Raw genomic sequence first — 24854 nt, 5'->3', positions numbered from 1 at the left:
AAATCCCTCACATCACTTTTCATAGGCTATGAAAGTCGGATATCCTTCAGAAGAAAGCTTTCCTGCAATCTTTTGAGCTTCCTGCTTTGTCTTACCTGCTTTAACTCTTACCCTGTAATATTTCTTGCCTCCTACTTCTGCAGAAACGACAAAGACATCATAACCTGATTTTTGTAATTCTGCTGCAAGCTTGTCGGCAGAATCCCTCACAGTAAATGCACCCACTTGCACGCTCCAAAAAGGTCTTTGTTCATGAATGGAAGTATCTGCAATTTTAGCCTTTTCCTCACTATTAGTGGGAGTGCTCTTAACTATATTTTCCTGCTTATTTGCAGCCTCTTCCGAAACCTTCGGCGCTGTCATGGAACCTGTGTCCTCGGTATCCTTATAATTTGAAACTTTGACAGGAACTGCAGTAATTACTTTCTCTTCTTCGTTTCCTGTATTATCTTGGGTTTCAGGCGCCGGATAATCCTCTCTAGGCTGCTCTACAATGACTGGTGAATCACTAACATCATCTATAATTTCATATTCGTTGCTTGGCTGGAAAAATAGCAACCTTACCCCTAGGATTAAGAACCCCAAAGCAAGCAATCCTAAAACTGGAAGTAAAAAATACCCAAACGAAAAAAAGGGTTTCTTTTTCTTAAAGCTTCTCCCTCTCCTGATGTTCATCACAGCTCACCTCTATCCTAAAAAATGTTTTATCTACATCTCTAAAACCCATATTAAAAGCCAAGGGCTTCAAGGTGCGCTACAGTTTTTTCTCTAACTGGAGCAGTATTCGTGACAAAATAGTCCAAGAAATTATCCACGTTCGTCCAAGTGATCCTATACTCATCTCTTGCCTCCCTCACACTCTGGACTCTCATTTCAACCCCCTTGATATTCCCAATGGCTCCTCTAAGTAACGTCACTTTTCTTTTATATTCAGCATGGGAGAAAGACATCCCAGACCATGGAGTTTGAGGCTTAGGAACGAACAATCCTACAGAAGCCACCACATTCATGCCTGTTTTTTCCCGAACCTCTGCAATTAAGTCGGCAGTCGCAAGTATGTGTCTGTCTTCCTCTTCCGGCAATCCCAACATAAAATACATTTTAACCTTTTTTAGACCCTTTCCCTTGGCTTTTTGTAAAACAGAAAGAATCTGCTCGTTTGTGAAATGTTTTCCACAAGAAGATCTAAAGGTTTGGTCGCCCGTTTCCGGCGCTATCGTTATTTGCCTTTGCCCCCCCTCCACCAGCGTATCCAACAACATATCGTTTATATTATCTATCCTCAGCGAGGCAAAAGAAACTTCTAGGTTGTTCTTTCGTATCTCCTTCAAAACCTCTTCTAACCAAGGGTAATCTCCCGACTCCGGCGCCACGATCCCCAACCTTTTAATGCCGCGCGTATAGGCGCCTCTTACGTCGTTTATCACTCCTTCTGGTTTCCTAAACCTGGGTTTTCCAAAACACGACGGGATAGTACAATATGGACATCTCCTGAAACAACCTCTCTGGGTTTCTATCAGGAGAGTATCAGGAAATACAGTGTTAGGGGACACCCATAAGGCATGCCCCCTGGCTTTGGATAAGTCCATACAAAAAGATTTTTTACGCGAAATAATTTCTTCTCTCTGCAACATCTCAAGGTGCAAAGGAGGAACAAATAAGGAAGGGTGTTCGGCTATAGACTCCCAAAAAATTCTTCTGTTTCCTTTTTGAGAGTAGCGACGGACAGCATTTACCAAATAAGGGATCACATCTTCTCCATCACCTAAAACCACAAAATCAGCAATATGAGAAAATATCAAGGGGTTTATGACTGACAAACCGCCCCCCACTCCAATTATCGGCTCTAGGTTGTTCTGCCGCTCCCTCCAGAGAGGCGATATGCCCCATCTTTTAAGCATTTGCAATATTTTCTTTACATCAGGCTCATACATGACAGAAAAAGTAATAATCGGGAAATTCCCCGCAAGGCGACCACTTTCTAGAGAACGTTCTTGCTCGTTATCATCAAAAAAGCGTTCTACAGCTACTCCATGCTCTTTTAGGTAAGCACATACATATTGAAAACCCAAATTAGACATACCTACAGCGTAACTGGCAGGATAAGCCATAGCCCACAACGGATCGCCGCCCTCGTTGAGGTCATCCATCCATATTTCGTCTCTTAAAAGCTCTTTTGTTGAAATCTCCTTTTTTCTATGGGGCGTCTTCTTCATAAACTATCTCTTTCCTTTATTGATCATCAACCTCCAAAACAGTTAAAAGTTTTTTAGCCTTTTCTCTTTTTTCTTATGATAGGAGGAATGTCCAATTCGCTCTCGAACAAGCCACCGCTAACTCCTGCAGTTTCCTTTTCATTAGCCAACTTTATCTCCGACTCTATCAAGTCTATACCAAGGGCTCTTTGCCCGGCTCTCAACGTCTTGAGTTTGCCCGGATTGTCAGGGAACCCGGTGGCAATTACGGTTATGACGATCTTGTCCTCATCAATATCCGGATCCATGACGTGTCCCCATATTATAGTGGCATCTGGATCTGCCGCCTCTGTTATTATTCTGGCAGCTTCCTGAATCTCGTGTATACCCACGTTATCGTTGCCTGTTACATTGAAAAGAATTCCGCTGGCTCCGCCAATGGGCACATCCATCAGCGGGCTGTTTATGGCCGCTTGAGCAGCTATAATGGCCCTATCCTCTCCATCACCGTGCCCAATTCCCATAATAGCCGTACCTGCATCCTTCATTACTGCTCTAACGTCCGCAAAATCAACGTTTATGAAGCCAGGACGCAATATCAAATCCGTCACACCCTGCACAGCTTGACGCAAAACCTCATCTGCCAGTTTAAAGGCTTCAGACAAGCTAGTGCGCCTGTCAGTTATCTCTAGTAGTTTGTCATTGGGTATGATGATTAAAGCGTCAACCTCTTCTTTTAAACTTTTTATTCCTTCTTCTGCCTGAGCTATTCTTCTTCGTCCTTCAAATGTAAAAGGTTTTGTTACCACTGCCACTACCAGAGCTCCTGTCTCTTTGGCGATTCTGGCTATTACAGGTGACGCACCAGTACCAGTGCCGCCTCCCATACCAGCCGTTAGAAAAATCATGTCGGCACCACTCAAAGACTCTCTAAGCTCCTCAGCGGACTCCTCCGCTGCTTTGAGCCCTATTCCTGGATCAGCACCTGCGCCTAAACCTTTCGTTAAGTCCCTTCCCAAAACTATCTTTTGGTCTGCTTCGGATAACCCTAGATGAGCAATGTCTGTATTGGCCGCTATAAACTCTACACCTCTGACTCCACTTCGAACTATATGGTTCAGCGCATTGCCTCCTCCGCCTCCTACACCCACAACTTTTATAACTTCCCTTACATGCCTCTCCGAACTCTCAATCTCGAATAATTCCGTCATATGTATATCCCCCCAAGCTTAAAAAAGCTCTTTAATGGTCCTCTTGAAAGTATCGATTACCTTCTTTATCTGTTGCCCTTTCAGCCTCTTTTGTTTTGCTTTTCTAACTTTTTCTGCCACTTGTGAACTAAAAACCGTATCCTCCTCGCCAAAAGTCAAAGATGAACCACTTAGACAATTATCTAAAATGGTATAAGGGCGTGTTTCCTGAGCAACAATATAATTTATCAATCCGGCCAATGAAACGTTTTCCGGCTCTCTCCAATTCTCCATGAAGTTTGAAGAAGGAACCCCCATTTCCACCGGCACACCACAAATATCCTTCAGAAACACTTTAAGACCTTCCGTTTTGCTTACACCACCGGAGAGCACTATCCTGGACAAAGAAGAAGACGAAAGGGAGTCCATAGGCATCCTGGTTTTCAAGTCCTTCAATATCAAATCTACAAACAATTCTTCTAGCCGTGTTTTTATTATCTCCAGCACATCTCCAACTCTACACACAGCTCTTTCACCATCTAAATCAAATTCTAGTTCGTCATCCAAATTCTCCTCTGGTTCAATCAAGGAAACTATTTTTTTCAATGCTTCAGCTTTTTCAAGGGGTATGCCTAAAACGTACGACAAATCTGATGTTATGTGGTTGCCTCCTATTGGGTAAGCACCCAACCAGAGAACTCTATTACCTTTAAATAAACTAGCAGTAGTTGTACCTGCTCCTATATCCAGGTAAAGCACTATTTCGCCGGGTTTAGATGAAAAACAACCCAAAGGGGAGATTGCGGCTTTATGGAGTAACCCTTTTATCTTAAGTCCTGCTTTCTCTGCACAACTTGATGCCAACGTTATCTCTTCCTTATTTCCCTCAACAACCAATAACTCAGACTTCAACAGAGAACCGTCTTTCCCCACGGGCTTTTCTATTCCCCACTCATCGTCCACTCCATAATTTACAGGGATGACGTGGATTATATTGCTGACATCTCCAAAATCCTCCAAGACTGAACTTACCGCTTCCTTAACATCGGAAAAGACGATTTTTCTCCTTTTTTCCTCAAGAGTTACCTCAGCTTTCTTATCATGTACCTTAATGGATGTACCCCCATAAATAACGTAGGCGCTTTCTATAGGGAAACCAAGATTTCTCTCTGTCTCATCCAAAATGCTTCTTATTGCTTCCACTACAGAAGGTGGATCCGTTACCTTTCCCTTGCTCACCCCTTTGGAAGGGGTTTTTCTTAGATCCAAAACATATATATCCCTATCTCTTTTCTCCGCCACGATCAACTTTATAGCTTTAGTACCTATGTCAACTCCTGCTATAATTTCCTTATGTTTTTCTTTCTTCTTCATAGGAGAAGCTCCTCCTTCTTGAGGAATTACCAAACTCCGGTAGATTTGCGTTCTTTCTTTACAAGAATTTTACCCTCATATGTCGTATCAATAAACACATCATAGCCGCTTATTTCTGGATCCTTCAAAATATTTTTGATGGCTTTAAACAGCAGACCCCAATTCTCTCCTGAAGCTTGTAGTTTAACCTTCACTCTTTGCGAACCTAATCGCATAAGCACCTCTACGTAAATTTCCTCTCCTTCGGGAAATACAGATATGGATTTAGTGTTTTCATAAAACCCACTATCTTCTAATAGCTTTTTCCAATATTCTAGCTTACTTAAAGGGATAGGTGAACTTATTATTTCTTCTGGAGCCATTTCATGCTTCACACTGTCCCTTCCCAAGGCGTCCGACCATATCACTATCATGTTTTCTTCCGGCTTTTGTGCCTGTATCACCCCGTTCATCGGGTGGTACACAGACCACATCAAGCCTCCATCTGCAACAAACCACTCGCTACCTCGCCAAAAAACCATAAATTTGGGTTTAAGAGGTCGCGCCATAAAAGAGAAGCTACCCCAACCTGTACATTCGATAGTAACTGTAACTGGTATGTTTTCCTCTATATCCTTGATCACCTTATCTTTATCCAAATAGAAGAGAGGCCAGTAGCGGATGTTTTCTGAGCTGACTCTAGGCCATAAAATTGAGTCCGGAAGAACCTCAAGGGTCGGAATAGTTATATTCCTGAGTCTCAAAACTTGAAAGTTCTGTTCCAATGCAACTATTGTACCTAATAATAAAGCAAAAAAGGCCGCTTTCTTTAACCATTTATTCGACATACACCCATGGACCACCAAACAATCTTATTTCCAACTCCAGGCTAACTCCAAAACACGCATATACCCTTTCCTTGCAACATTCTATGAGGGAATAAACATCCGAAGCCTTGGCATCTCCTTCTACTTCGATAAAGTTCGCATGCACATTAGAAACACAAGCTCCACCTTTACTTAAGCCCTTACAACCTGCTCGTTCCAACAACATCCCTGCGCTCATATCTGGAGAAGGGTTTTTAAAAACACATCCTGCCGTCCTTTTTTTCATTGGCTGCATTTTCCTGCGTTTCTTATATTCCATGAAAAGATCCATAACCTTTCTAGTCTCAGAAACCTTTAGTTTTAAGCAGGATTGAGAAATAACTCTATCGGGAGAATATATGTTGGAATATCTGTATGAGAACACTAAATCATTCTTTTCCCATTGAATCACTTCTCCGTTTTTCTCTACCGTCTTCACCCACTCTACCAGATCCCCCACTGCTCGGCCATTGGCTCCTGCGTTACCTGCCAATGCACCTCCCACAGTGCCAGGTATTCCTGCAGCAAACTCTAATCCACTCCATCCATTTTTTAAAGCTATTGCAACTAATTCTGGTAAGGCAAAACCACTGTATACAAAAACATAAACATCGGAACCTCGTATTTCCCATGTTATATCTCTAAGTTTGGAAGTTCCGACAACTATTCCTGGTAGGCCATCATCATGAACCAAAACATTAGTGCCGCCACCTAAAACCCAAAGGGGAACATCCTCTTTGGAAGAAAAAGACATGATATCGGCGACAGCCCTTTCCGATCGTGGGCATACATATACTTTTGCAGGGCCACCTAATCGGAAAGAAGTTTTGGATGACAACGACACATTCTCATATATCTCGTAATAGTCATCAGATTGATTTCTTTTAAGCTTCGATAACCACTGCATTGGCGCTCAAATCCCTGTTCTGCAGTATCTTGATTATTTTATCTCCTATCATAAACACATCTCCAGCACCTATGGTTAGAATGACGTCTCCACTTACGACTTCTTCACAAACCCTGTCAACTACTTCGTCTGAGCTGGAGCAAAGATAGAACTTGCCCCCAGCGTTATCAACAACAGCCGAATATATCAGATGAGAACTTACGCCTTCAATGGGGGTTTCATCTGCTGGATATATGGGCATTAAGTAAACTTTATCGGCTATAGAAAGGGATTCTGCAAACTCTCTATACATGGCTGCAGTTCTTGTGTACCTATGTGGCTGAAAGATTGCGGTTATTCTTCTCTGTGGAAATGTTTTTTTGAGCGCCATAAGGGTGGCGTTGATCTCTGAAGGGTGATGTCCATAATCATCAAATATATCCACATCTCCTATCTTCCCCATATGCTGCAACCGCCTTTTAGCGCCACTAAATTTGTTAAGCGCGTCTTTTATAATATCTTGGGGTATGGAATATGTACTACCTACCACATATGCTGCAAGGGCGTTTAGAACGTTATGATCTCCGGACACTCTAAGCTCCACAGTATCAACCGTCTTACCCTTATGTAAAACCTTAAAACTTGTACCACCACCACTTTTATGAACTACATCTATAGCTCCCCAATCCCACGACGTACCCCACCCATAGGTCACTATGTTATCCAAATCGCTACTCTCCATGAGCACTTGAACTCCTTTGTCTTCTCCACACACCACCGCTAAACCTTGTTCTTTTCTATTATGGAGGAATCTTTTAAAAGCATTGATTACTGAATGAAAATGGGGGTAATGGTCTACATGATCCCAATCGGCGTTTGTAACTATAGCGACCTCGCTGTTGAACAGCTCAAAGGAACCATCACTTTCGTCTAATTCCGCTATCATGTAAGGTCCCTTTCCTAATTTTGCGTTGCCTCCTATATCACATAATTCCCCCCCAATAGCAACTGTTGGATTAGTTTTAGCCAATTCAAATATCAAACCTATCATTGACGCTGTAGTGGTTTTACCATGAGTACCGGCCACACCTATTCCTGAGCGTTCGTTGAAAAGCCAACTCAGCACTTCTGCCCTTTTGTAAATAGGTATACCTTTACTAGAGGCAAACTCAAGCTCAGAATTACCTGCGGGGATCGCACTGCTACAAACCAAAACATCAGGCTCCAGTTCTTCAATATGCTCCTTACTATGGCCTATCCTGAAATCTATGCCTTTCTTGCTTATCTTGTCTATATAATAACTATGGGCGACGTCACAGCCGCTGACCTCGCATCCCAACTGGGATAACAATAAAGCCAAACCGCTCATGCCCGCTCCACCTATTCCCATTAGATGAAACTTTCTATATTTCTCAAATTTAAGCTTGCTCGCCGTCAATATCCACATCTCCCTTCAACTCTCTTTTCAAGCTCTCCCAAACTAGTTCAGATGGTCTATCTGCAAGGTCAGTTATTGTATTCGTTGTTTTTTTCTTTAAACGACGACTATGAAGATCCAAGATCTTGTTTTCTAGGGATTTTATGTTTTCTTCTCCCTCAAACCATATTCTACCGTAACCTTTCTCTTCAAACAGCTTTGCGTTAGCCAGCTGGTGGCCATCTGCAGCTTCCAGCCAGGGAACAACTATCGCTGGTATATTCCAATAACTCAATTCCGCTAGCGTTGATGCTCCTGCTCTAGAAATAACTATATCAGCCAAAGAATATAGATTGCCAACTTCCCATGTTTTAGGTAACAGATAAACATTCTCCTTTAGCTTATTGGGGTGAGCCACATCCCCCAAAACCAAGAAAAACCATTTTTTGAAACTTTCTCTACTTGCTAATTTCAATGCTAAGGTCCTCATTTTCTCACTAAAAAGAGATCCACCAAGGCTTAAAACTATGGGTACTGAGGGTGGATGATCTTTCATGTTAAGTTTATGCCAAGCTTCCCATCTGGGCAAACATTGAAATCTCCTCAAAGGTATGCCAACATATCTGTACTCTTTAACACCCTCCAATTTTTCCCAGCCTGATAAAACTTCAAAACCAGCTTTATACGCCAGCTTGGTCACTTTCCCAGCAATGACGTTTTGTTCGTGCACAAAAGCTGGGATCTTGGCCCTAAAAGAGACATACAACAACGGCAGAGAAACATATCCCCCGAAGGTTATGACCACATCTGGCTTCCATTTCTTGAAGTAGTTACTGACAATACCAAAGGAGATCATCATTCGCCACAACCTGCTTGTTCGTTGGAATAGGTTTCCCCACATAGGTGACCCTTCAATAGGTAATACTTCAGGTTCTATTGAGTGAGCGCTGTATATCTCTTTTTCAATGTTCCTGGCGCCACAAAAGAATTTAAACTCCACTTCAGGGTGGTTACCTCTAAGCCAATTTGCAAAGGCCAAAGCGGGTATTATATGTCCTCCTGTGCCACCAGCCCCAATAGCCAACTTAAGCTTTTTGTTCTGAAAGCCCATCTCTTATGCTCCCCAACAAAAATCCTACCCTCGCCCACATCATTACAAGGGCGCTACCACCATAACTTATAAAAGGTAAAGGCACCCCTGTCATAGGAAAAAGCTTGAGCACTCCCCCCAAATTGACGAGCAATGGCAAGGCTACAGATATAGCAAAGCCCCATAGCAATGTTCCAGTAATCGTGCCTTTAAAATCTACGTAAAACCTTAGAATTACTGCAAACCAGCAAATAAACAGGACCAAGACCAATGATGTACCCACAAATCCTAGTTCTTCCCCGATAGCAGCAAAAATGAAATCTGTATGGGCAGCTGGAAGATACCTCAATTTTTGAAGTCCCTGTCCTAGCCCAACTCCCCAAAGGCCTCCATTGGCAAAGGCAATGAACCCCTGAATAATCTGAAATCCCTTACCTCTTGGATCCTCCCAGGGATCCAAGAAAGCGAGCACTCGCGCCATCCTGTAAGGGCTAAACAGAAGAGGGATAAACATGATGGCGCCCAAAGCCCCTCCATATGTAAGAGGGTAAGCCCAACCATGAGCCTCTACATAAATACCCATCATTAGAACAAATAAGAGAATAGCACCTCCATAGTCAGGTTGCAAAACGAAAGGGAAAAAAGCCAAAGCATACATTAATATCGTTCGGAAAAAAGCCCTTCTTTTGGATATATCTTTTTCATGCAATTTCTTACTCAAGTGTATAACTGAAAAAACAAATAGGACCTCCGATGGCTGGATTGAAAACACTCCAAGATTTATCCACCTTGAGGCCCCATAAACTTTAGGCATCCCCGGGAGTAGCGTCAGATACATCAACCAGAGAGATAGAAACCAAAAGACGCCAGAATATCTTCTCCAGATTCTGAAAGGTATTGCATAGCAAACAATCATTCCTAAAACAGCAATTATGGACCATTGGATCTGTTTTATGGCAAGAACAAAGGGGGCATCCCACCTCGCTATTGAAATGTTAGTGCCCACAGAGGTTATCATTATTACCCCAAAAGTATTAAGTACAAGAGGGATCCCCCATAGCAACATTACTAAGGGGTTTCTATCCTCTTTGATTAGGCTATTTGCTTGCAATCCCGCAAGTGCATCACTTGCATCACTGTGATGATCCTGTGATGACTCCCTCATGCTATCCCTTCCATCAATCGGTTAACTCATTCACGACTTTTCGGAAATGTTCACCTCTTGCCTTGTAGTTTTCATACATGTCCCAGCTCGTACACGCAGGCGAAAGCAGGACAGTACATCCAGGAGAAGCCAAGCTTACTGCTTTTTCAACGGCTTCTTCCATAGAATTTGCTAAATGGAAATTTGTGTATCCTTTTCGACTTAGTGCTTCGGCTATCTTAATTTTTTCTTCTCCCATTAGAATTGCTGCTTCCGTGTGCTCTTTTACAGCTTCTGCAAGAGGTCCGTAATCTTCCCCTTTACCCTTACCGCCCAAGATGATTATTTTCTTGCCTTCTATAGAATTTAGTGCAGCAACGGTTGAAGACACATTGGTCCCTTTAGAATCGTTGACATATCTTATTCCATTTTTATTAGCTACCTCCTCACATCTATGAGGTAAAGCCTTAAAACTATCTATACCCTCTTCTATGACTTGGGGATCTAGCCCCGAATAGTAAGCTACTACAGCAGACATCGCTGCGTTCTCTAGGTTGTGAGTCCCTATCAAATGCACATTACTCACATCAAAGAGTCTGATCTTGCTATCATCACGTAATACACATTGTCCATCCTCAAAATATATCCCCTCAGGCCAATCAACAACTTTATTCTTATTATCAACAAAGGGAATTATCTTGAGAGGTCTGTTTAATTGTTTTTTTATCTCTTCCACATCTCGCGCTTGGCATATACCTATGCCATTGTCACTGGTCAAATTAAATATTTTAGTTTTGGAGGCGAAATATTCTTCGTAAGAACCATGCCAATCAAGATGGTCTGGTGCGATGTTTGTTATCACCGAAATATCGAAGCTAGCATATTGACTCCAATAAAGTTGAAAACTACTCACTTCTACTACTAACCACTCGTGGTCAGAAAACGCATAATCGGCCAAAGCATTACCTATATTGCCTACGGCTTCAGCCTCAAATCCACCATTGGTTAACAGGTGGGCTATAAGGGAAGTAGTGGTTGTCTTACCATTTGTCCCTGTTACGCCTATCACCTTACTTTTCAGATGTGGAAAAACAAAGTCAAGTTCTCCAACAACCGGTATCCCTCTCTTTAGAGCACCCTCAATTATGGGTGCTCTGGGGGATATTCCTGAACTCAAAACCAAGGCATCAGCTTCCAAGGCTTTCTCTGTGTGCCCTCTCTCCTCATACTCTATTCCGTATCTCTTTATAATTTCCTTGGTCTTCGGATTTATCTCTGCCTTATCAGTAACAAAAACAGAAAAGCCTAAACGCACTGCTAAAGAAGCTAAAGCTCTCCCACTAACTCCTGCTCCAATGATTGTTAATTTACAGCCTTCATGCAATCCGTTCAGTTTCTTGTTTTCCAATATTCTCTCTCCCTACATACCAAATATGTTTATTCAATCAAACCTAGCATATTAAAAGTTACTATGAAGGTAACCATGCCTACGACATGAATTAGCCAAAACCGGACTACCACCTGGGTTTCCTTCCAGCCCACAAGTTCAAAGTGATGATGCAGAGGGCTCATTTTAAATATTTTCTTCCCTCTAAAATGAATAGATAGTAGTTGTAAGATTACCGATAGTATCTCCACTCCCATTAAAAAAGAAAAGGGTATGAGCATCAGGGCATTGCCTGTACATATACTTATGGATGCCAAAAGTCCCCCTAAGAAATGAGATCCTGTATCCCCCATAAAGACTTTGGCCGGATGGGCATTATGCCACAAAAATGAAATTGCAATGGCTAGGCCAACGATACTTATCATAAGTTCTGATTTCGAAAAATGTAGCAAGACTGACATTGCCAAGAAAGAGATAGCACAGCTGCCTGCTGCAAGACCATCCAACCCATCTGTTATGTTAACAGCATTCATAGAACCCACAATCAAGAACAAAAACAAGAAAGCTGTCGCAGGTCCCCAAAGTTTCACCTCATGCAAAAGCATGTTGTTTCCCCAGAAAACTATGAAATATACCCAAGGAGCTGCAAGTAAAATCTGGAGCGTCAGCTTGCCTAGGCTTGAAAAACCTTCGCTGGAATTTTTCCGATGCTTGAGGAAATCGTCTAAAAAACCAATGCATCCTGCAGTAAAGGGTATTCCAACAATGGGCAAAAACTTCTTTAACGCCGGACCCTCTATAATGTAGATGAGAACAGAAAAGAGCAGGAAGGTAATAATAAAAACTACTCCTCCCATGGAGGGAGTCCCTGCCTTGAGACTAATATGGTGACTAGGACCATATTCTTTCATAGCTTGAGACATGCTTTTTCGTTTGCAATAAGATATCCACAAAGACTGCAACAAGGTATTTAGCAAAAATGCGCCTATTCCCACAAACATTACGCTGGAACTTATCATCATAAACCCCTCAAGTCGTAAATTATTTCTTCCAACTTGTTGCTTCTTGACCCCTTCAATAGAACTACATCTTCTGGGTTCAGTTTTTCTCTCAATAACAATGCTGCCTCTTGGTTACTTTCACATTTGACAAAGTTAGGGCCTAGATCTCTAGAGGGCCACTCATCACCAACTAGAACAACTAAATCCGCAAAATTAGCTTCTTCTAAAATGACTTGGTGCCAATAAGCGCTATATTCACCTAACTCCTTCATGCTGCCGAGCACTAATATTTTTTTCCCTTTAACCTCGAGCATTTTCAAGTTGTCCATTGCAGCTTTCAATGACAATGGATTTGCGTTATATGTTTCATCAATATAGACGGCTCCCCTTAAAGTCTTTCCTATCTTGCCTCTTCCATCAAGAGGCGAAACCCGCTTTAAAGCTTCAGCGATATCCTCTACCTCTAATGATAGGTGTCTTGATACTGATACAGCGAAACCTATTGAGTAGGCGTTTTGGAGACCAAATAGCAATGAATCAAAAACATGGTTCATGTCCTTTTCCGAGACTGTTACTCTAAGGTTTGCACCTTCTTCGTTAAGGAAAAATCTTTCTACAGCCAATCTTACTTTACCTCTTTCAAAACCCACACCTATCTTCTCAAAAGTTGAGGGATAGTTTTCTACTGCTTCTTCCAAAAGAGGAATGTCGGCATTGTAATAAAAAGTATGAAGTTTGTTGGATGCCAAAAGTTCACTTTTAGCCTTTATCACCCCATTGATGTCTCCTAACCCCTCCAGATGACCAGGCCCCACTGAAGTAATCACTCCTATGGATGGAGGGAATAATTCAACCATTTCCATTATTTCGCCAGGATGGTTGGTGCCCATCTCAAGGATTAGGATCTCTGTATCAATGGGCATAGAAGCAATAGTCAAAGCGCACCCTATCCAGGTGTTATAGCTTTTTATGGCGGAATGAACTTTAAACGCTGAACCTAGAGCGGCCGCTAGGCACTCCCGCGTGGTGGTCTTCCCAGCGGTGCCAGTAATCGAAATGACCTCTTTTAGGTTGCTTTTTTCACTAAAAATGAACTGCGCGAGCTTTTTAAGAGCAAGGCTTGTATCTTTAACTGCTAGCAACGAAACTTGCTTCTGTATTGCCGTTGGCAGAATTTCATCTAGTTTCGCTTCTTCTACGATCAAATAACTTGCGTTTTTATCAATGGCGTCTTTCACATACTTGTGCCCGTCCACTTTGGAACCTTTAAGGGCAATAAAGCCCTGCCCTTCCTTCATTGTCCTGGTATCAACGCTCAAAGGGGTACCTAAAAAGGTCTTTTTCCCTTTTATAAATTTGGCATTTAATACTTCCGCCACCTCTTCCAAAGATACGAATCTGGCTAATTCCATTTTTTCCTACCTCTCAAAACACTCCACTCCTCTACAGCTTCCCCATCGTTGTAAGGAATGACTTTATCGGCGTATATAATGTTCCTTTCGGGTCCTTTACCAGCTATTAAGACAATGTCGTCGTTTTCAGCATTGTCTAGGGCGTAGAAAACCGCCTCTTTCCTATCAAGAATTATGTCTACCTGAGCCCCGGCTATTTTATCAGCTCCTTCTTTAATTTGCATAGCTATTTGCCGGGGATCTTCATTCCTGGGATTATCCACGGTTATAACTATTCTATCGGACAGCCTGGAAGCCACCTTACCCATCTCTGGACGATTATCTTGATACCTATTTCCACCCAAACCGAACACAACCCAAAGGTTACCCTTGCAAACCTTTCTGAGGGTACTCAAAGCCTTCTCTAAGGCATCAGGAGTGTGAGCATAATCTATTACCGCAGTAGGACCATTTTCAAATATGTACTTTTCAAGCCTTCCAGGAACGCTTCTCATTTCTTTAAGAGCATCTCTAACTAATTTCGGTTCTACTCCCAAAAACGCTGCAGCCCCAACTGCCCCAAGGGCGTTTGCAGCGTTGTACTCACCAATCGTAGGGATGTTTAAAAACAGGTCATTGTATCCTTCTATTGATGACTTAACCTCTATGGAAGTACCCCATAGGTTCATTCCCTTTATAACGCCCTTGAGATGTTCTTTTGCAACCAATCTTGGCTCCCTTAACGTAAAAGCAATGGTTTTATCTTTATGTTTGTCGATCAAAATTTTCCCATACTCATCGTCCTCATTTATTACAAAACGACCTTTCCCATTCTTCATAAAGTTTTCAAATAATGTGGACTTAGTCTTGAAATAAGACTCCATATCTCCATGGTAATCCAGGTGCTCTGGTGTCAAATTAGTGAATACAGCCACATCGTACCTACATCCACTGAGCCTGCCCTGAGCAATGCCATGAGATGATGCTTCCATAACACAGGCTTTACACCCGTTATTGATCATGTTTCTGAGCAGTCGCTGAACATCTGAGGCTTCAGGCGTAGTACGCGAAGCTTCGGACACATTACGACCATCATCATAGATAACTGTGCCGATTAAACCTGTTTTGATCCCTGAGGCTTCCAAAATGGTTCTAGTCATATATGTCGTAGTTGTTTTACCGTTCGTACCTGTCACGGCGATCATTATCAATTTTTCCGATGGAAAATCATGAACTGCACTGGCTACTTCACCTAGTACACTACGCACATCACTCACTACAATACAAGGAACATCCACTTTTACCGTTTTTTCAGCCAAGATGGCTGACGCTCCCTTTTGACGAGCGCTTTCGACGTAATCATGTCCATCGAACTTACTACCCCTTATACATGCAAATATGGACCCTTTTGTCACTTCCTTCGAGTCGTGAAAGCAGTCGCTAATTTCCTGACTCAACCATTTTTCTCTGTAACCATCTGGAATGTAGATTTCTTTTAAATGTCCTTTCGCCTCAAGAAAAGCTATCAGGTCTTTTAATTTGATCATTACCCTTCTTCCTCCTATCCCACTTCAAAGTTGACTTCAACATTATCTCATGGGTAACTTAAGAACATCTTCCATGACGTCCCTGAAAACTGGAGCCGCCACCTCACTGCCAAAGTGAGCTTTGCCCTTAGGGTGTCCAATAACTATCAAAAGTAAATTATTAGGATCCTCAACTGGCCAAAAACCCACAAAAGAGGACACAAAAACACCCTTCTGGTATATACCTCCTTTAGCTACTTGAGCGGTCCCTGTTTTTCCCGCTATCCTTACGTCTTTCCTGCCCACAACTTGCCCTGTTCCTTGCTTCACAACATCTTCCATTGCGGACTTAAGCCAATTGGACGTCTCTTTCGACATAACTTGGCCGAGGTTTTCAGGTCTTCCTTGGTATACTACTTCGCCTTGAGCTGTTACTGCTTCCTTTACTAAAAAGGGCTTCACCAAATACCCTCCATTGGCAACCGCCGATATTGCTCGAGCCAACTGCAAAGGTGTAACGCCTATACCTTGCCCAATGGCTATATTTGCAGGAACAGAACCTTGCCATAATTCTGGAGTGTTTAACAATCCCCTTTCTTCCCCAGGAAGCTCTACACCAGTCTTCATTCCGAATCCAAATCTACTCAGGTGACCATATGTTCGCTTGGGATCCAATCTCATGCCTATGGTGGCCATACCTACATTGCAGGAATTAATTATGACACCCTTCAAGTCCAAACTGCCATGGGGCTTGACATCATGTATAGTCGTATCAGCTACTCGTATTTTGCCAGTACAATAAAAATGATCTTTTTGCGGTGTTGCTTTCCCTTCTGTTAGAGCTATGCTCATCATTACAGGTTTCAACGTCGACCCCGGCTCGTAAACTCTAGATATGACATTGTTGCGCAGAGATTCAGCATTAATGAGAGTTTCCCGCTTATTAGGATCAAATTCAGGCAAACTCGAAGAAGCCAATATTTCTCCTGTCTTTGGATTCATCAAAACTGCTGCAGCCCAGTCGGCACGATGAATCTTGAATGCTTTTTTCAAGTATTTCTCCACTATGTGTTGAATTCTAGAGTCTATTGTAAGGTGAACTTCACCCTTATATTCCTTTCCCCAGCTTTTATCACCATATGTAGGGAAACTTATTACTTTGCCTGAAGCATCCTTAGTTACTGTCAAAACTTTGGGAGGCGCATATAACAAAAAATCCCAAAGGTACTCTAATCCAGCTAGCCCCCTATCGTCTATGTCACAAAAGCCCAGCATCTGGGCCATAAACTCGCCATGGGGATAAAACCTTTTATACTCCTTTACCCAAAATAATCCTTGAATATCCTTTTCTATTATTTCACTTGCTTTTTCAAAGTTTAGCTTTCTTGCAACAGGGAAATACCTACCTTTAAGCTCACCCTTAAGCCGCCTATAACGTTCCTCTGAAAGAATAGGCTTTATCAACTCTGCGTTCTTGGGATTCCAAAAAAGAGGATCCACGAATAACGTTATAGCTGGGACAGAAATAGCTAAGGGCACTCCATTTCTGTCAGCAATGATGCCGCGAGGAGAACTTAAGTTCAATTTTGACCAATATTGAGATTCTGATTGATGTTTTGTCCTAGGATCGGGGTTGAAATGAAGCTGATAAAGCCTGAAAAATACCACTAGAAACGCCAAAAAAAACAAAAACCAGTGCACACCTATATTACGTTTCATAAGATTTCGAAGACCTTCCGTTTATGAAAAGTAAAATTACATGTTATATGTTATCTAGCAAACGCTTTTTTCGTCACAAAATTCAGCAGCTTGGCCAACAGTGATCCAGTCTTATCGACTTGGCTAGGACTTTCACTGGCACCTGAATCTTTTGCCAACAGCACTGTGACATTATTGTTTTTTATGCGAACTATGTCAACCTGGCTGTCTGTCTTCATTCCCAAAGAAGCTTTCGCATAATCGAAAACCCTGCCAGGACTTACTAGCGATGCCAACGTTTTTTCAAGTTTTAGGTTTATTTCCTTCTGCGCGGCAATTTTTTGCTCTAATCTACTCAACTGATATTCGAGGTTAAGGGCATAAAGTCGCAGGCTAACTAATCCCCCTATTGACAAGAATATAAGTACAAACGCGGCTATTACGATATGCGAAGTTTTAACATTATTAAATCCTTTCCATAGCCTATGGCGCAAAACTGCCGCTGACCTGTTAGCCATTTAAATCACCCCTTAAGCTCTCTTTCCCCAAAAATGAAACTTCTTAGCTTTGCGCTTCTGGCCTTTTTGTTTCTTGTGATCTCCTCCTCGGTCGGTTTTACCACTTTCTTGGAAAGCATCCTTCCCAACCCCAAGGATTCCCATTCTTTAAATTGTTTTTTAACTATTTTATCCTCTAGTGAATGATAACTTACTACGACTACTACTGTTCCTTCTTTGGCAACCTCTCTACAACCTGATAAAGCCTCCTCAAGGGCTTTCAATTCATTATTTACTTCTATTCTCAAAGCCTGAAATACTCTTCTTGCAGGATTTTTCCCCATTTTCCTTTGCACTGGTGCCGGTAAAGTCATCCGAATAACACTGACCAGTTCACCTGTTGTTCGAATCAAACCATGTTCTTGTCGATATTTGCATATTCCCCAGGCTATCCTGGAGGCATGCCTCTCTTCACCGTACTTTCGAAATATCTCCGATAGTGCTTCTTTGGAGTATGTATTTATGACTTCCTCTGCCGTTAGGTCACTTGTAGTGTCCATACGCATATCTAAAGGACCATCCAAATCAAAGGAGAAACCCCTTTCCTCTTTCGATATTTGGAGATTGGAAACACCTAGATCAAAAACTATTGCATCCGGTTCAGTAAAACCTATTTTTTTTAATATCTCAGCCAAATCTTTAAAATCACCGTTATAAAACTTCACCCTGTCAAGAAACTCCGCCAGTTTATCCTTTGCTATCTCTATAGCTTCCGAATCCCTATCTATACCAAGGACCGAAACATGAGGCCACTGCTTTAGGAAAGCCTTCGTATACCCCCCCAAACCTAAAGTGGCATCAACAATCCGCCTTAGAGAAGGAGCATTAGTTACAGCTTTTAATACTTCATCCAGCATAACGGGGATATGTTCGATCATAGGCCTTCCACCTCCTCGGCTATATTGGGTAACTCGTTACGGATTTTCTCCATGTATTCATTCCAAATGCAGGTATCCCAAAGTTCAATGTGGTCACCAACACCTATGATCGTCACGTTCTGCTTCAAGCAGGCATGGCTTCTCAAATGTGGGGGGACTAAAATCCTGCCTGATGCGTCGAATTGAACTTCGTATGCTGACGCCATCAGAAGCCTACTGAAATCTCTAGCTTTACCCTTGGAAAAGGGCAACTTTCCCAAACGTTCCAATACCTTCTTCCATTCATCAGCAGCATATATAGAAACGCAACGATCAATGCCGATCGTTGCGAACGCACCATCGCCTATTTCCTCCCTTAATTTAGAGGGAAGGACCACTCTACCTTTCGAATCCATTCGATGCTCATAGGTCCCCACCAGCATGGGAATTCCTCCCATTTTATGCCACTTAATACCACTTTCTACCACTTTACCACTATTTGGACACAAAAAAAAGGACTATTAACCCCTTTTACTTTTCTTTTTAGGGCTAATAGTCCTAATGTTTATCTTGATAAACTTCTCTAGTGGTGAACACGTTAAAAAGGAGCATCCAATAAGCCGGATTCTGTAAATAGCGATCATTTATCTGGGACATGACTTGCGCCATGCCTCGTGCGACCGTACCCGAGGGTCAGCGGGCCACCTCATCCCCTCCTATTCGGTCTTGCTCCGGGCGGGGTTTGCCTAGCCTGCAGGTCGCCCTGCAGCTGGTGAGCTCTTACCTCACCTTTTCACCCTTACCCAAGGCTTACAACTAAGGCAAACAGCCGCAGCCCTTTGCCCAGTCGAAGCCCTGGGCGGTATGTTTCTGTGGCACTTTCCTTGGGTTCGCACCCACTGGAATTTCTCCAGCGCCCTGCCCTGTGGAGTCCGGACTTTCCTCCCTCCCTCTAGAGGACAGCGATCGCTTTGGATACTCCTTAAGTCGTATTCTATCACAATTTTGGGGGATAACCCCAACTGTACAATCTCAGCAACCTAGTGAGACCGCACAATTTCCTTTACTCTCATCAACCTACTTAGTGTAGCTCTTTCTTGCTCATCTAGTTTCATCTTTATATAATGAATAGTTTCTGCAAAGGATGGGATTAATACATGCTCCAAAGCATTGACCCTTCTGCGGGTCCTTTCAATCTCCGCAGCCATCAAGTTAAGGCTTTTCTCTTTTGCCGCCAGAGATATGAGCTTAGGGATAACCTTAGAAAACCGCTCAAGAGCCACATCAAGTGAGCCTGGAGACGTCGCTAAGCCGTAATTCAATATGTTTCCGCTTTGCTCAACTTCGTATTCGGGCACTACGACACTCATGACGTTTTTATACCTGACGGAGAGATTCACCTTGGTCCCAGTTATCATTAGAGCTTGTTCCAACATGGCCGGCAACGTCTGAGCTCTGGCAAGAAGGAAACTTCTGTAACACTCTGCCAGCTCCGCTTCTGTCTCTTCTCGTAGCGTTTTTATTTCTCTGGCCAAATCAAGAAAAGCCTTTATCAGAGCATCCTGCTTGTCCTTCAGCAGCTTATGCCCTCTTTTGGCAACTGTTAGCCGTTTTTTAAGCCTGGAAAGCTCCATTCTATTAGGATTGACGTTCAGCTTTCTTGCCATAAGGTCACCTTCCAATCATGATGCTTACTAGCATCTCAGTTAGCCTTCGTGCCTTCTGCGGCACTGCCCTCCTTCTTGAGCCTGGGTTTGAGATATTTTTCTATATATTCATCTCGTACCCTCTTAAGTTCCGTAACGGGAATCAAGGTTAAAAGATCCCAGCCTTTCTCCAAAGTTTCCTCTATAGTTCGGTTCTCATATTCTCCTTGTCGAACATAAGTGTTCTCAAACTCGTCGGCAAACTTGGCAAAAGCTTTGTCCTCCTCTGTCAACGCCCCTTCACCAAGTATGGTTGCAAGCTCCTTTGCCTCCTTACCTCTTGCATATGCGGCGAATAGCTGGTTCATCAAATCGGCATGATCCTCTCGGGTTTTCCCCTTGCCTATTCCTTTATCCTTCAATCGAGAAAGAGAGGGCAAGACGTCCACAGGTGGGTATATACCTTTTCTGTGTAGAGTCCTGCTCAATATAATTTGCCCTTCAGTTATGTAGCCTGTAAGGTCAGGTATAGGGTGCGTCTTATCGTCTTCTGGCATGGTCAGTATAGGGAATTGGGTTATGGACCCTTTCTTACCCCTCAACCTGCCTGCTCGCTCATACATTGTGGCAAGGTCAGTGTAAAGATACCCTGGATACCCTCGTCTACCAGGAACTTCCTTTCTAGCTGCTGAAATCTCCCTAAGAGCCTCACAGTAGTTGGTTAAATCTGTCAAAATTACCAAAACCTGATAGTCATGCTCGAATGCCAAATATTCCGCACAGGTCAACGCCAATCGAGGAGTAGTGATTCGTTCTATGGCGGGGTCATCTGCCAAGTTGACGAACATTACCGTCCTTTCGATTGAGCCAGTCTTACGGAAATCCTCCATGAAGAAAGATGCTTCCTCAAAGGTAATGCCCATCGCTGCGAACACAACAGCAAAATCCTCTTGCTCACCCAGCACAGTAGCCTGTCTTGCAACCTGAGCTGCTATTCTGTTATGAGGCATACCACTACCAGAGAAAATGGGTAGCTTCTGTCCTCTCACCATGGGATTCATTCCATCGATCGTAGAAATTCCGGTCTGGATAAACTCAGAAGGATAATCCCTTGAATATGGGTTCATAGGATATCCGTTTACGTCCAATCTTTTTTCAGGGATTATGGGTGCTCCGCCATCTATGGGCTCTCCCCTACCGTTGAAAATTCTTCCCAACATGTCTTTGCTTACGGGCAGGGTTAAGACTTTGCCCGTAAAGCGCACCTTGGTCGATTGGACATCTATACCTGTTGTTCCCTCAAAAATTTGGACAAGCGCCCTATCTTTAGCTATCTCCAAGACTCTACCGCGCCTTATCTCTCCATTACCGAGCTCTATCTCAACTAGCTCATCATAGCGAACATCCTCCACTTTTTCCACTACGATAAGGGGTCCAGACAAATCAGAAATAGTCTTATATTCCCTCGGCAACAACATCACTAAAGCCCCCCTCTGGTAAAAGCCCTTCTATTTGTCCTTTTATTTCAGGCTCAAGTTTATCGATCTCTTCCAGCTTGTCCTCGCTTACGTAGCGCATCCTAGCTATCTTTTCCCTCACGTCCAATTTCAAGATATCGTTCAAAAGTGCCCCTTTCTTCAATGCATCCATGCTCAGCTCATGGAAGTACAATATGTTCTTGAGCATTTTGAACTGCTTATCCATTGACGCGTAAGTATCCACCTCGTGGAAGGCATTTTGGTGCAAGAAGTCCTCTCTTATGGACTTTGCAGTTTCCAAAATCATCCTCTCTTCCTTTGATAGCGCGTCAATACCGACCAGCCTCACTATTTCCTTCAGCCTATCTTCCTCTTCTAACAAGCTCATGGCCTGGGTTCTCATCTTGCTCCATTCACCATCGTAACGATCGTCCCAGTATTCACCCAGAGAATCAGCATAAAGAGAATAGCTCAGTAGCCAGTTTATGGCTGGGAAGTGCCTTTGATATGCAAGGTTGGCATCCAAGCCCCAAAAAACCTTTGTTACCCTAAGGGTGTTCTGGCTAACTGGTTCGGACAAATCTCCTCCCGGCGGGGAAACCGCTCCTATGGCGCTTATGGAGCCTTCTCTACCATCTTTACCCAAGCATATTGCCCGTCCTGCCCTCTCGTAGAAAGAGGCTAGCCTGGTACCAAGATAAGCTGGATAGCCTTCCTCTCCAGGCATTTCTTCCAAGCGACCGCTTATTTCTCTGAGAGCTTCTGCCCATCGACTGGTCGAATCAGCCATCAACGCTACGGAGTAGCCCATGTCCCTATAATACTCGGCAATAGTAATACCCGTATATATACTGGCCTCTCTAGCAGCAACAGGCATGTTGGAGGTATTCGCTATCAGCACCGTCCTCTTCATCAGGGGTTCTCCTGATCGCGGGTCTTCTAGTTCCGGGAACTCTAAGAGAACGTCTGTCATCTCATTGCCTCGCTCACCACAACCGACATAAACAACTATCTCAGCATCCGCCCATTTGGCAAGCTGGTGTTGGATAACTGTCTTCCCAGAACCAAATGGCCCAGGAACACAAGCTGCTCCACCTCTAGCCATAGGGAAAAAGGTATCCACCACTCTTTGTCCCGTTACCAGAGGCACATTAGGAGGCAATCTTCTAGCCACAGGTCTAGGCAGCCTTACGGGCCAACGTTGTAGCATGGTTACCTCTTTGTCACCATTTTCCGTGCTGATTACAGCAACGGCCTCTTCTACTGTAAACTCTCCTTCCTTTATATCCTTAACTTTTCCTTTCATACCAGGAGGAACCATAATTTTATGTTCCACCAAAACCGTCTCTTTTACCGTTCCCAATACATCACCAGCTGAAACTTCTGTTCCCACTTCGACGGTTGGCCGAAAATGCCATTTCTTATCCCTGGGCAAAGACGGAACATCAATTCCTCTTGTTATAAACGGGCTCTTTGCCGCTTCCTCTATCAGCGCCAAAGGTCTTTGAATACCATCATAAAACTGTTCTATCAAACCTGGTCCTAGCTCAACGCTCAAGGGGGCTCCCGTACTGATCACTGGTTCTTTGGGCTTTAGGCCCGAGGTTTCCTCGTAAACCTGAATGGATGCTAGGTCACCCTTCAACTCGATTATTTCTCCTACGAGCCCCAACTCTCCAACCCTTACAACATCATACATGGAAGCCCCGGTCATCCCTTCTGCAACGACCAAAGGCCCAGAAATCTTCGCTATGGCTCCTTTAATAATCTTCTCCATGGCCACCACCTATCAAATCCTTTTAGTTTGTTTTTGTTGTTTATTTATCTTACGGCAAATATATCCATACCGACTGCTTTTTCTACACTCTTCCTTATCGCCTCTACTCCAACCCCTGTAGAACCCTTAACTCCAGGGATAGGTATTATACTCACGGCGTAGTTCTCATTTATCTCCGCAACCAGGTCTTTCCCTTCCTGGAATATAGTATCCAAAAGGAAAACCACAGCATAGCCTTCCCTGGCAAACTTTAACAACAGGTTACGGAGCTTATCCTGTTCTCCTTCGCTAAGAAAGAAAGGCTCAGCCCCAACAGCCTGAAATGGTAATATGCTTTCGTAATCGCCCACTGCTGCCATTCTCAACTTATGGACATTAGAGGACATTTCTTAGCAACCCCCTTATGACGTCCTTATCCACTCCATTAGCTTTGCCCACCATCACAATCCTAAGGTTCTTTGCCTCCATATCCTTGGCCCACAGATAGGCTAGAACGTTCTCTGGAGCAAATGCCTCGTAGCGATAGGGCGCTAAAACATTGGAAACATAATCGTCCAACGCCTTCTCAAGCTCAACCAAGGCTTTCTCTGGAACCAGAAAACTTTCAACTTGGGACAAGGCAGCAGCAGCATCAGCGAAACCAATGATCCGGCTCCATCCTTCCAAAGGTTCGTTAACTAAAAGGAGAAGTTTCTCTCGGGAAATAAACCCTCCATCGTGAAGGAACGAAGCTATCTTTCCTGTCTCCATGCCAAATCTCGTCAGCCTCAGAATGTTACGTATGTTCTCTGCATCTATCCTGGCTTTGACCCATTTTTTGACGCCTTCTACATTGATGTTTCCTGCGATATTTCTCATTAGTTCAAATAGGGCCTCATCAAGTTTCTTCTCCACCAAGAGCACATCATGGCTCTGTTCCCAAATTGATATACTCTCGGGCAGGACGATGTGCAACCCAAAGGGCAGTAGTCTGTAATCCTCGCTTTCAACAGCCAAAAGAAGGTCGTCTGTAGCAATATTTCCTAAGGGTGTAAGAAGGTCCACCCTCCTCCCCTGCCCGCTTGCACGGGTTATCCTGTCTTTGAGCAGGACTTTTATGTTATGAAAATCGAAGGGTAATTGAAATAAAACAGGTATTTCCTTATCGGGAGAAAGCGCCTTGACCTCCGAAATAACATAATTTAACTCAGCAGATATCAACGACTCAAAATCATCTTCGCTCTTCATCTCAGGCAACCACTGAGAATAATGGGTCTCAGCCAGAAGTTTCATTGCTGAGGAAAAGGTCTCGCTTTCCCACAATCTTAAGATGCTATTGTTATCCAACAGTCTATTGCCCATGGCTTTAAGCCTGGAGACTGCATAACTGTATCCATTCTCAGGAATCATGATTCC

22 protein-coding genes and 1 other RNA gene are annotated in these 24854 nt (G+C 43.2%); all 23 read right to left on the bottom strand.

The annotated features are described in order from the left end of the window. Nucleotides 1-12: 12 nt before the first annotated feature. On the bottom strand, nucleotides 13-675 hold the full coding sequence (locus tag V7Z69_RS00675; protein WP_014163137.1) for an SPOR domain-containing protein: 663 nt from the start codon (nucleotides 673-675) through the stop codon (nucleotides 13-15). A 53-nt stretch (nucleotides 676-728) separates the two neighbouring features. Beyond that, nucleotides 729-2216, bottom strand: a complete 1488-nt coding sequence (locus V7Z69_RS00670; RefSeq protein WP_014163136.1) for a B12-binding domain-containing radical SAM protein — start codon at nucleotides 2214-2216, stop codon at nucleotides 729-731. A gap of 53 nt (nucleotides 2217-2269) precedes the next feature. Then, nucleotides 2270-3406, bottom strand: coding sequence for a cell division protein FtsZ (gene ftsZ / locus V7Z69_RS00665; RefSeq protein ID WP_014163135.1), 1137 nt, complete (start codon nucleotides 3404-3406; stop codon nucleotides 2270-2272). 18 nt (nucleotides 3407-3424) lie between these two features. Next, entirely contained in the window at nucleotides 3425-4759 is a 1335-nt protein-coding gene (ftsA, locus tag V7Z69_RS00660; RefSeq protein WP_014163134.1) for a cell division protein FtsA, read from the bottom strand. Between the two features lie 26 nt (nucleotides 4760-4785). After that, nucleotides 4786-5586, bottom strand: coding sequence for a hypothetical protein (locus V7Z69_RS00655; RefSeq protein ID WP_014163133.1), 801 nt, complete (start codon nucleotides 5584-5586; stop codon nucleotides 4786-4788). Next, a complete protein-coding gene (murB, locus tag V7Z69_RS00650) occupies nucleotides 5576-6511 on the bottom strand; it encodes a UDP-N-acetylmuramate dehydrogenase (protein ID WP_014163132.1) in 936 nt (311 codons plus the stop codon). The genes V7Z69_RS00655 and murB overlap by 11 nt, the downstream gene beginning before the upstream one ends. Continuing rightward, the gene (gene murC / locus V7Z69_RS00645; protein WP_334138110.1) at nucleotides 6489-7937 is read right to left on the bottom strand and encodes a UDP-N-acetylmuramate--L-alanine ligase; all 1449 of its coding nucleotides are present in this window, start codon (nucleotides 7935-7937) and stop codon (nucleotides 6489-6491) included. Before murC ends, murB begins: the two co-directional genes overlap by 23 nt. Then, the gene (locus V7Z69_RS00640; RefSeq protein ID WP_334138108.1) at nucleotides 7909-9018 is read right to left on the bottom strand and encodes a UDP-N-acetylglucosamine--N-acetylmuramyl-(pentapeptide) pyrophosphoryl-undecaprenol N-acetylglucosamine transferase; all 1110 of its coding nucleotides are present in this window, start codon (nucleotides 9016-9018) and stop codon (nucleotides 7909-7911) included. The genes murC and V7Z69_RS00640 overlap by 29 nt, the downstream gene beginning before the upstream one ends. Next, nucleotides 8993-10015: an FtsW/RodA/SpoVE family cell cycle protein gene (locus V7Z69_RS00635; protein WP_472132003.1), complete on the bottom strand. Its 1023-nt coding sequence runs from the start codon at nucleotides 10013-10015 to the stop codon at nucleotides 8993-8995. Before V7Z69_RS00635 ends, V7Z69_RS00640 begins: the two co-directional genes overlap by 26 nt. Nucleotides 10016-10175: 160 nt before the next feature. Next, nucleotides 10176-11549 (bottom strand): UDP-N-acetylmuramoyl-L-alanine--D-glutamate ligase, encoded by a 1374-nt coding sequence (murD, locus tag V7Z69_RS00630; protein WP_014163128.1) that lies wholly within the window; start codon nucleotides 11547-11549, stop codon nucleotides 10176-10178. 29 nt (nucleotides 11550-11578) lie between these two features. Then, nucleotides 11579-12529, bottom strand: coding sequence for a phospho-N-acetylmuramoyl-pentapeptide-transferase (gene mraY, locus V7Z69_RS00625; protein WP_334138154.1), 951 nt, complete (start codon nucleotides 12527-12529; stop codon nucleotides 11579-11581). A 17-nt stretch (nucleotides 12530-12546) separates the two neighbouring features. Then, a complete protein-coding gene (locus V7Z69_RS00620) occupies nucleotides 12547-13941 on the bottom strand; it encodes a UDP-N-acetylmuramoyl-tripeptide--D-alanyl-D-alanine ligase (RefSeq protein ID WP_334138105.1) in 1395 nt (464 codons plus the stop codon). Continuing rightward, entirely contained in the window at nucleotides 13932-15467 is a 1536-nt protein-coding gene (locus V7Z69_RS00615) for a UDP-N-acetylmuramoyl-L-alanyl-D-glutamate--2,6-diaminopimelate ligase (protein WP_334138103.1), read from the bottom strand. Before V7Z69_RS00615 ends, V7Z69_RS00620 begins: the two co-directional genes overlap by 10 nt. Before the next feature lie 42 nt (nucleotides 15468-15509). Next, a complete protein-coding gene (locus V7Z69_RS00610) occupies nucleotides 15510-17165 on the bottom strand; it encodes a peptidoglycan D,D-transpeptidase FtsI family protein (protein ID WP_334138102.1) in 1656 nt (551 codons plus the stop codon). Nucleotides 17166-17215: 50 nt separating this feature from the next. Then, a complete protein-coding gene (locus V7Z69_RS00605; RefSeq protein ID WP_014163123.1) occupies nucleotides 17216-17662 on the bottom strand; it encodes a hypothetical protein in 447 nt (148 codons plus the stop codon). Nucleotides 17663-17667: 5 nt separating this feature from the next. Next, nucleotides 17668-18579, bottom strand: a complete 912-nt coding sequence (rsmH, locus tag V7Z69_RS00600; RefSeq protein WP_014163122.1) for a 16S rRNA (cytosine(1402)-N(4))-methyltransferase RsmH — start codon at nucleotides 18577-18579, stop codon at nucleotides 17668-17670. Then, on the bottom strand, nucleotides 18576-19001 hold the full coding sequence (mraZ, locus tag V7Z69_RS00595) for a division/cell wall cluster transcriptional repressor MraZ (protein WP_014163121.1): 426 nt from the start codon (nucleotides 18999-19001) through the stop codon (nucleotides 18576-18578). Before mraZ ends, rsmH begins: the two co-directional genes overlap by 4 nt. Nucleotides 19002-19159: 158 nt before the next feature. Next, an RNA gene (gene rnpB, locus V7Z69_RS00590) (RNase P RNA component class A) lies at nucleotides 19160-19540 on the bottom strand. Between the two features lie 58 nt (nucleotides 19541-19598). Further along, complete coding sequence (locus V7Z69_RS00585) at nucleotides 19599-20225, bottom strand: V-type ATP synthase subunit D (protein ID WP_014163120.1); 627 nt, start codon at nucleotides 20223-20225, stop codon at nucleotides 19599-19601. Nucleotides 20226-20260: 35 nt separating this feature from the next. Beyond that, nucleotides 20261-21679 (bottom strand): V-type ATP synthase subunit B, encoded by a 1419-nt coding sequence (locus V7Z69_RS00580; protein ID WP_041446017.1) that lies wholly within the window; start codon nucleotides 21677-21679, stop codon nucleotides 20261-20263. Next, nucleotides 21660-23459 carry a V-type ATP synthase subunit A gene (locus V7Z69_RS00575; RefSeq protein WP_334138100.1) on the bottom strand — a complete coding sequence of 600 codons (1800 nt, stop codon included), beginning with the start codon at nucleotides 23457-23459 and terminating at the stop codon, nucleotides 21660-21662. Before V7Z69_RS00575 ends, V7Z69_RS00580 begins: the two co-directional genes overlap by 20 nt. Before the next feature lie 44 nt (nucleotides 23460-23503). Beyond that, nucleotides 23504-23845: a V-type ATP synthase subunit F gene (locus V7Z69_RS00570; RefSeq protein ID WP_014163117.1), complete on the bottom strand. Its 342-nt coding sequence runs from the start codon at nucleotides 23843-23845 to the stop codon at nucleotides 23504-23506. Next, on the bottom strand, nucleotides 23835-24848 hold the full coding sequence (locus tag V7Z69_RS00565) for a V-type ATPase subunit (RefSeq protein ID WP_334138098.1): 1014 nt from the start codon (nucleotides 24846-24848) through the stop codon (nucleotides 23835-23837). Before V7Z69_RS00565 ends, V7Z69_RS00570 begins: the two co-directional genes overlap by 11 nt. Nucleotides 24849-24854: the final 6 nt, after the last annotated feature.

Source organism: Thermovirga lienii, assembly GCF_036847465.1.
Classification (GTDB): domain Bacteria; phylum Synergistota; class Synergistia; order Synergistales; family Thermovirgaceae; genus Thermovirga; species Thermovirga lienii.
Note: the sequence above shows the minus strand (reverse complement) of the source record. Positions and strands in the feature narration are given on the sequence as shown.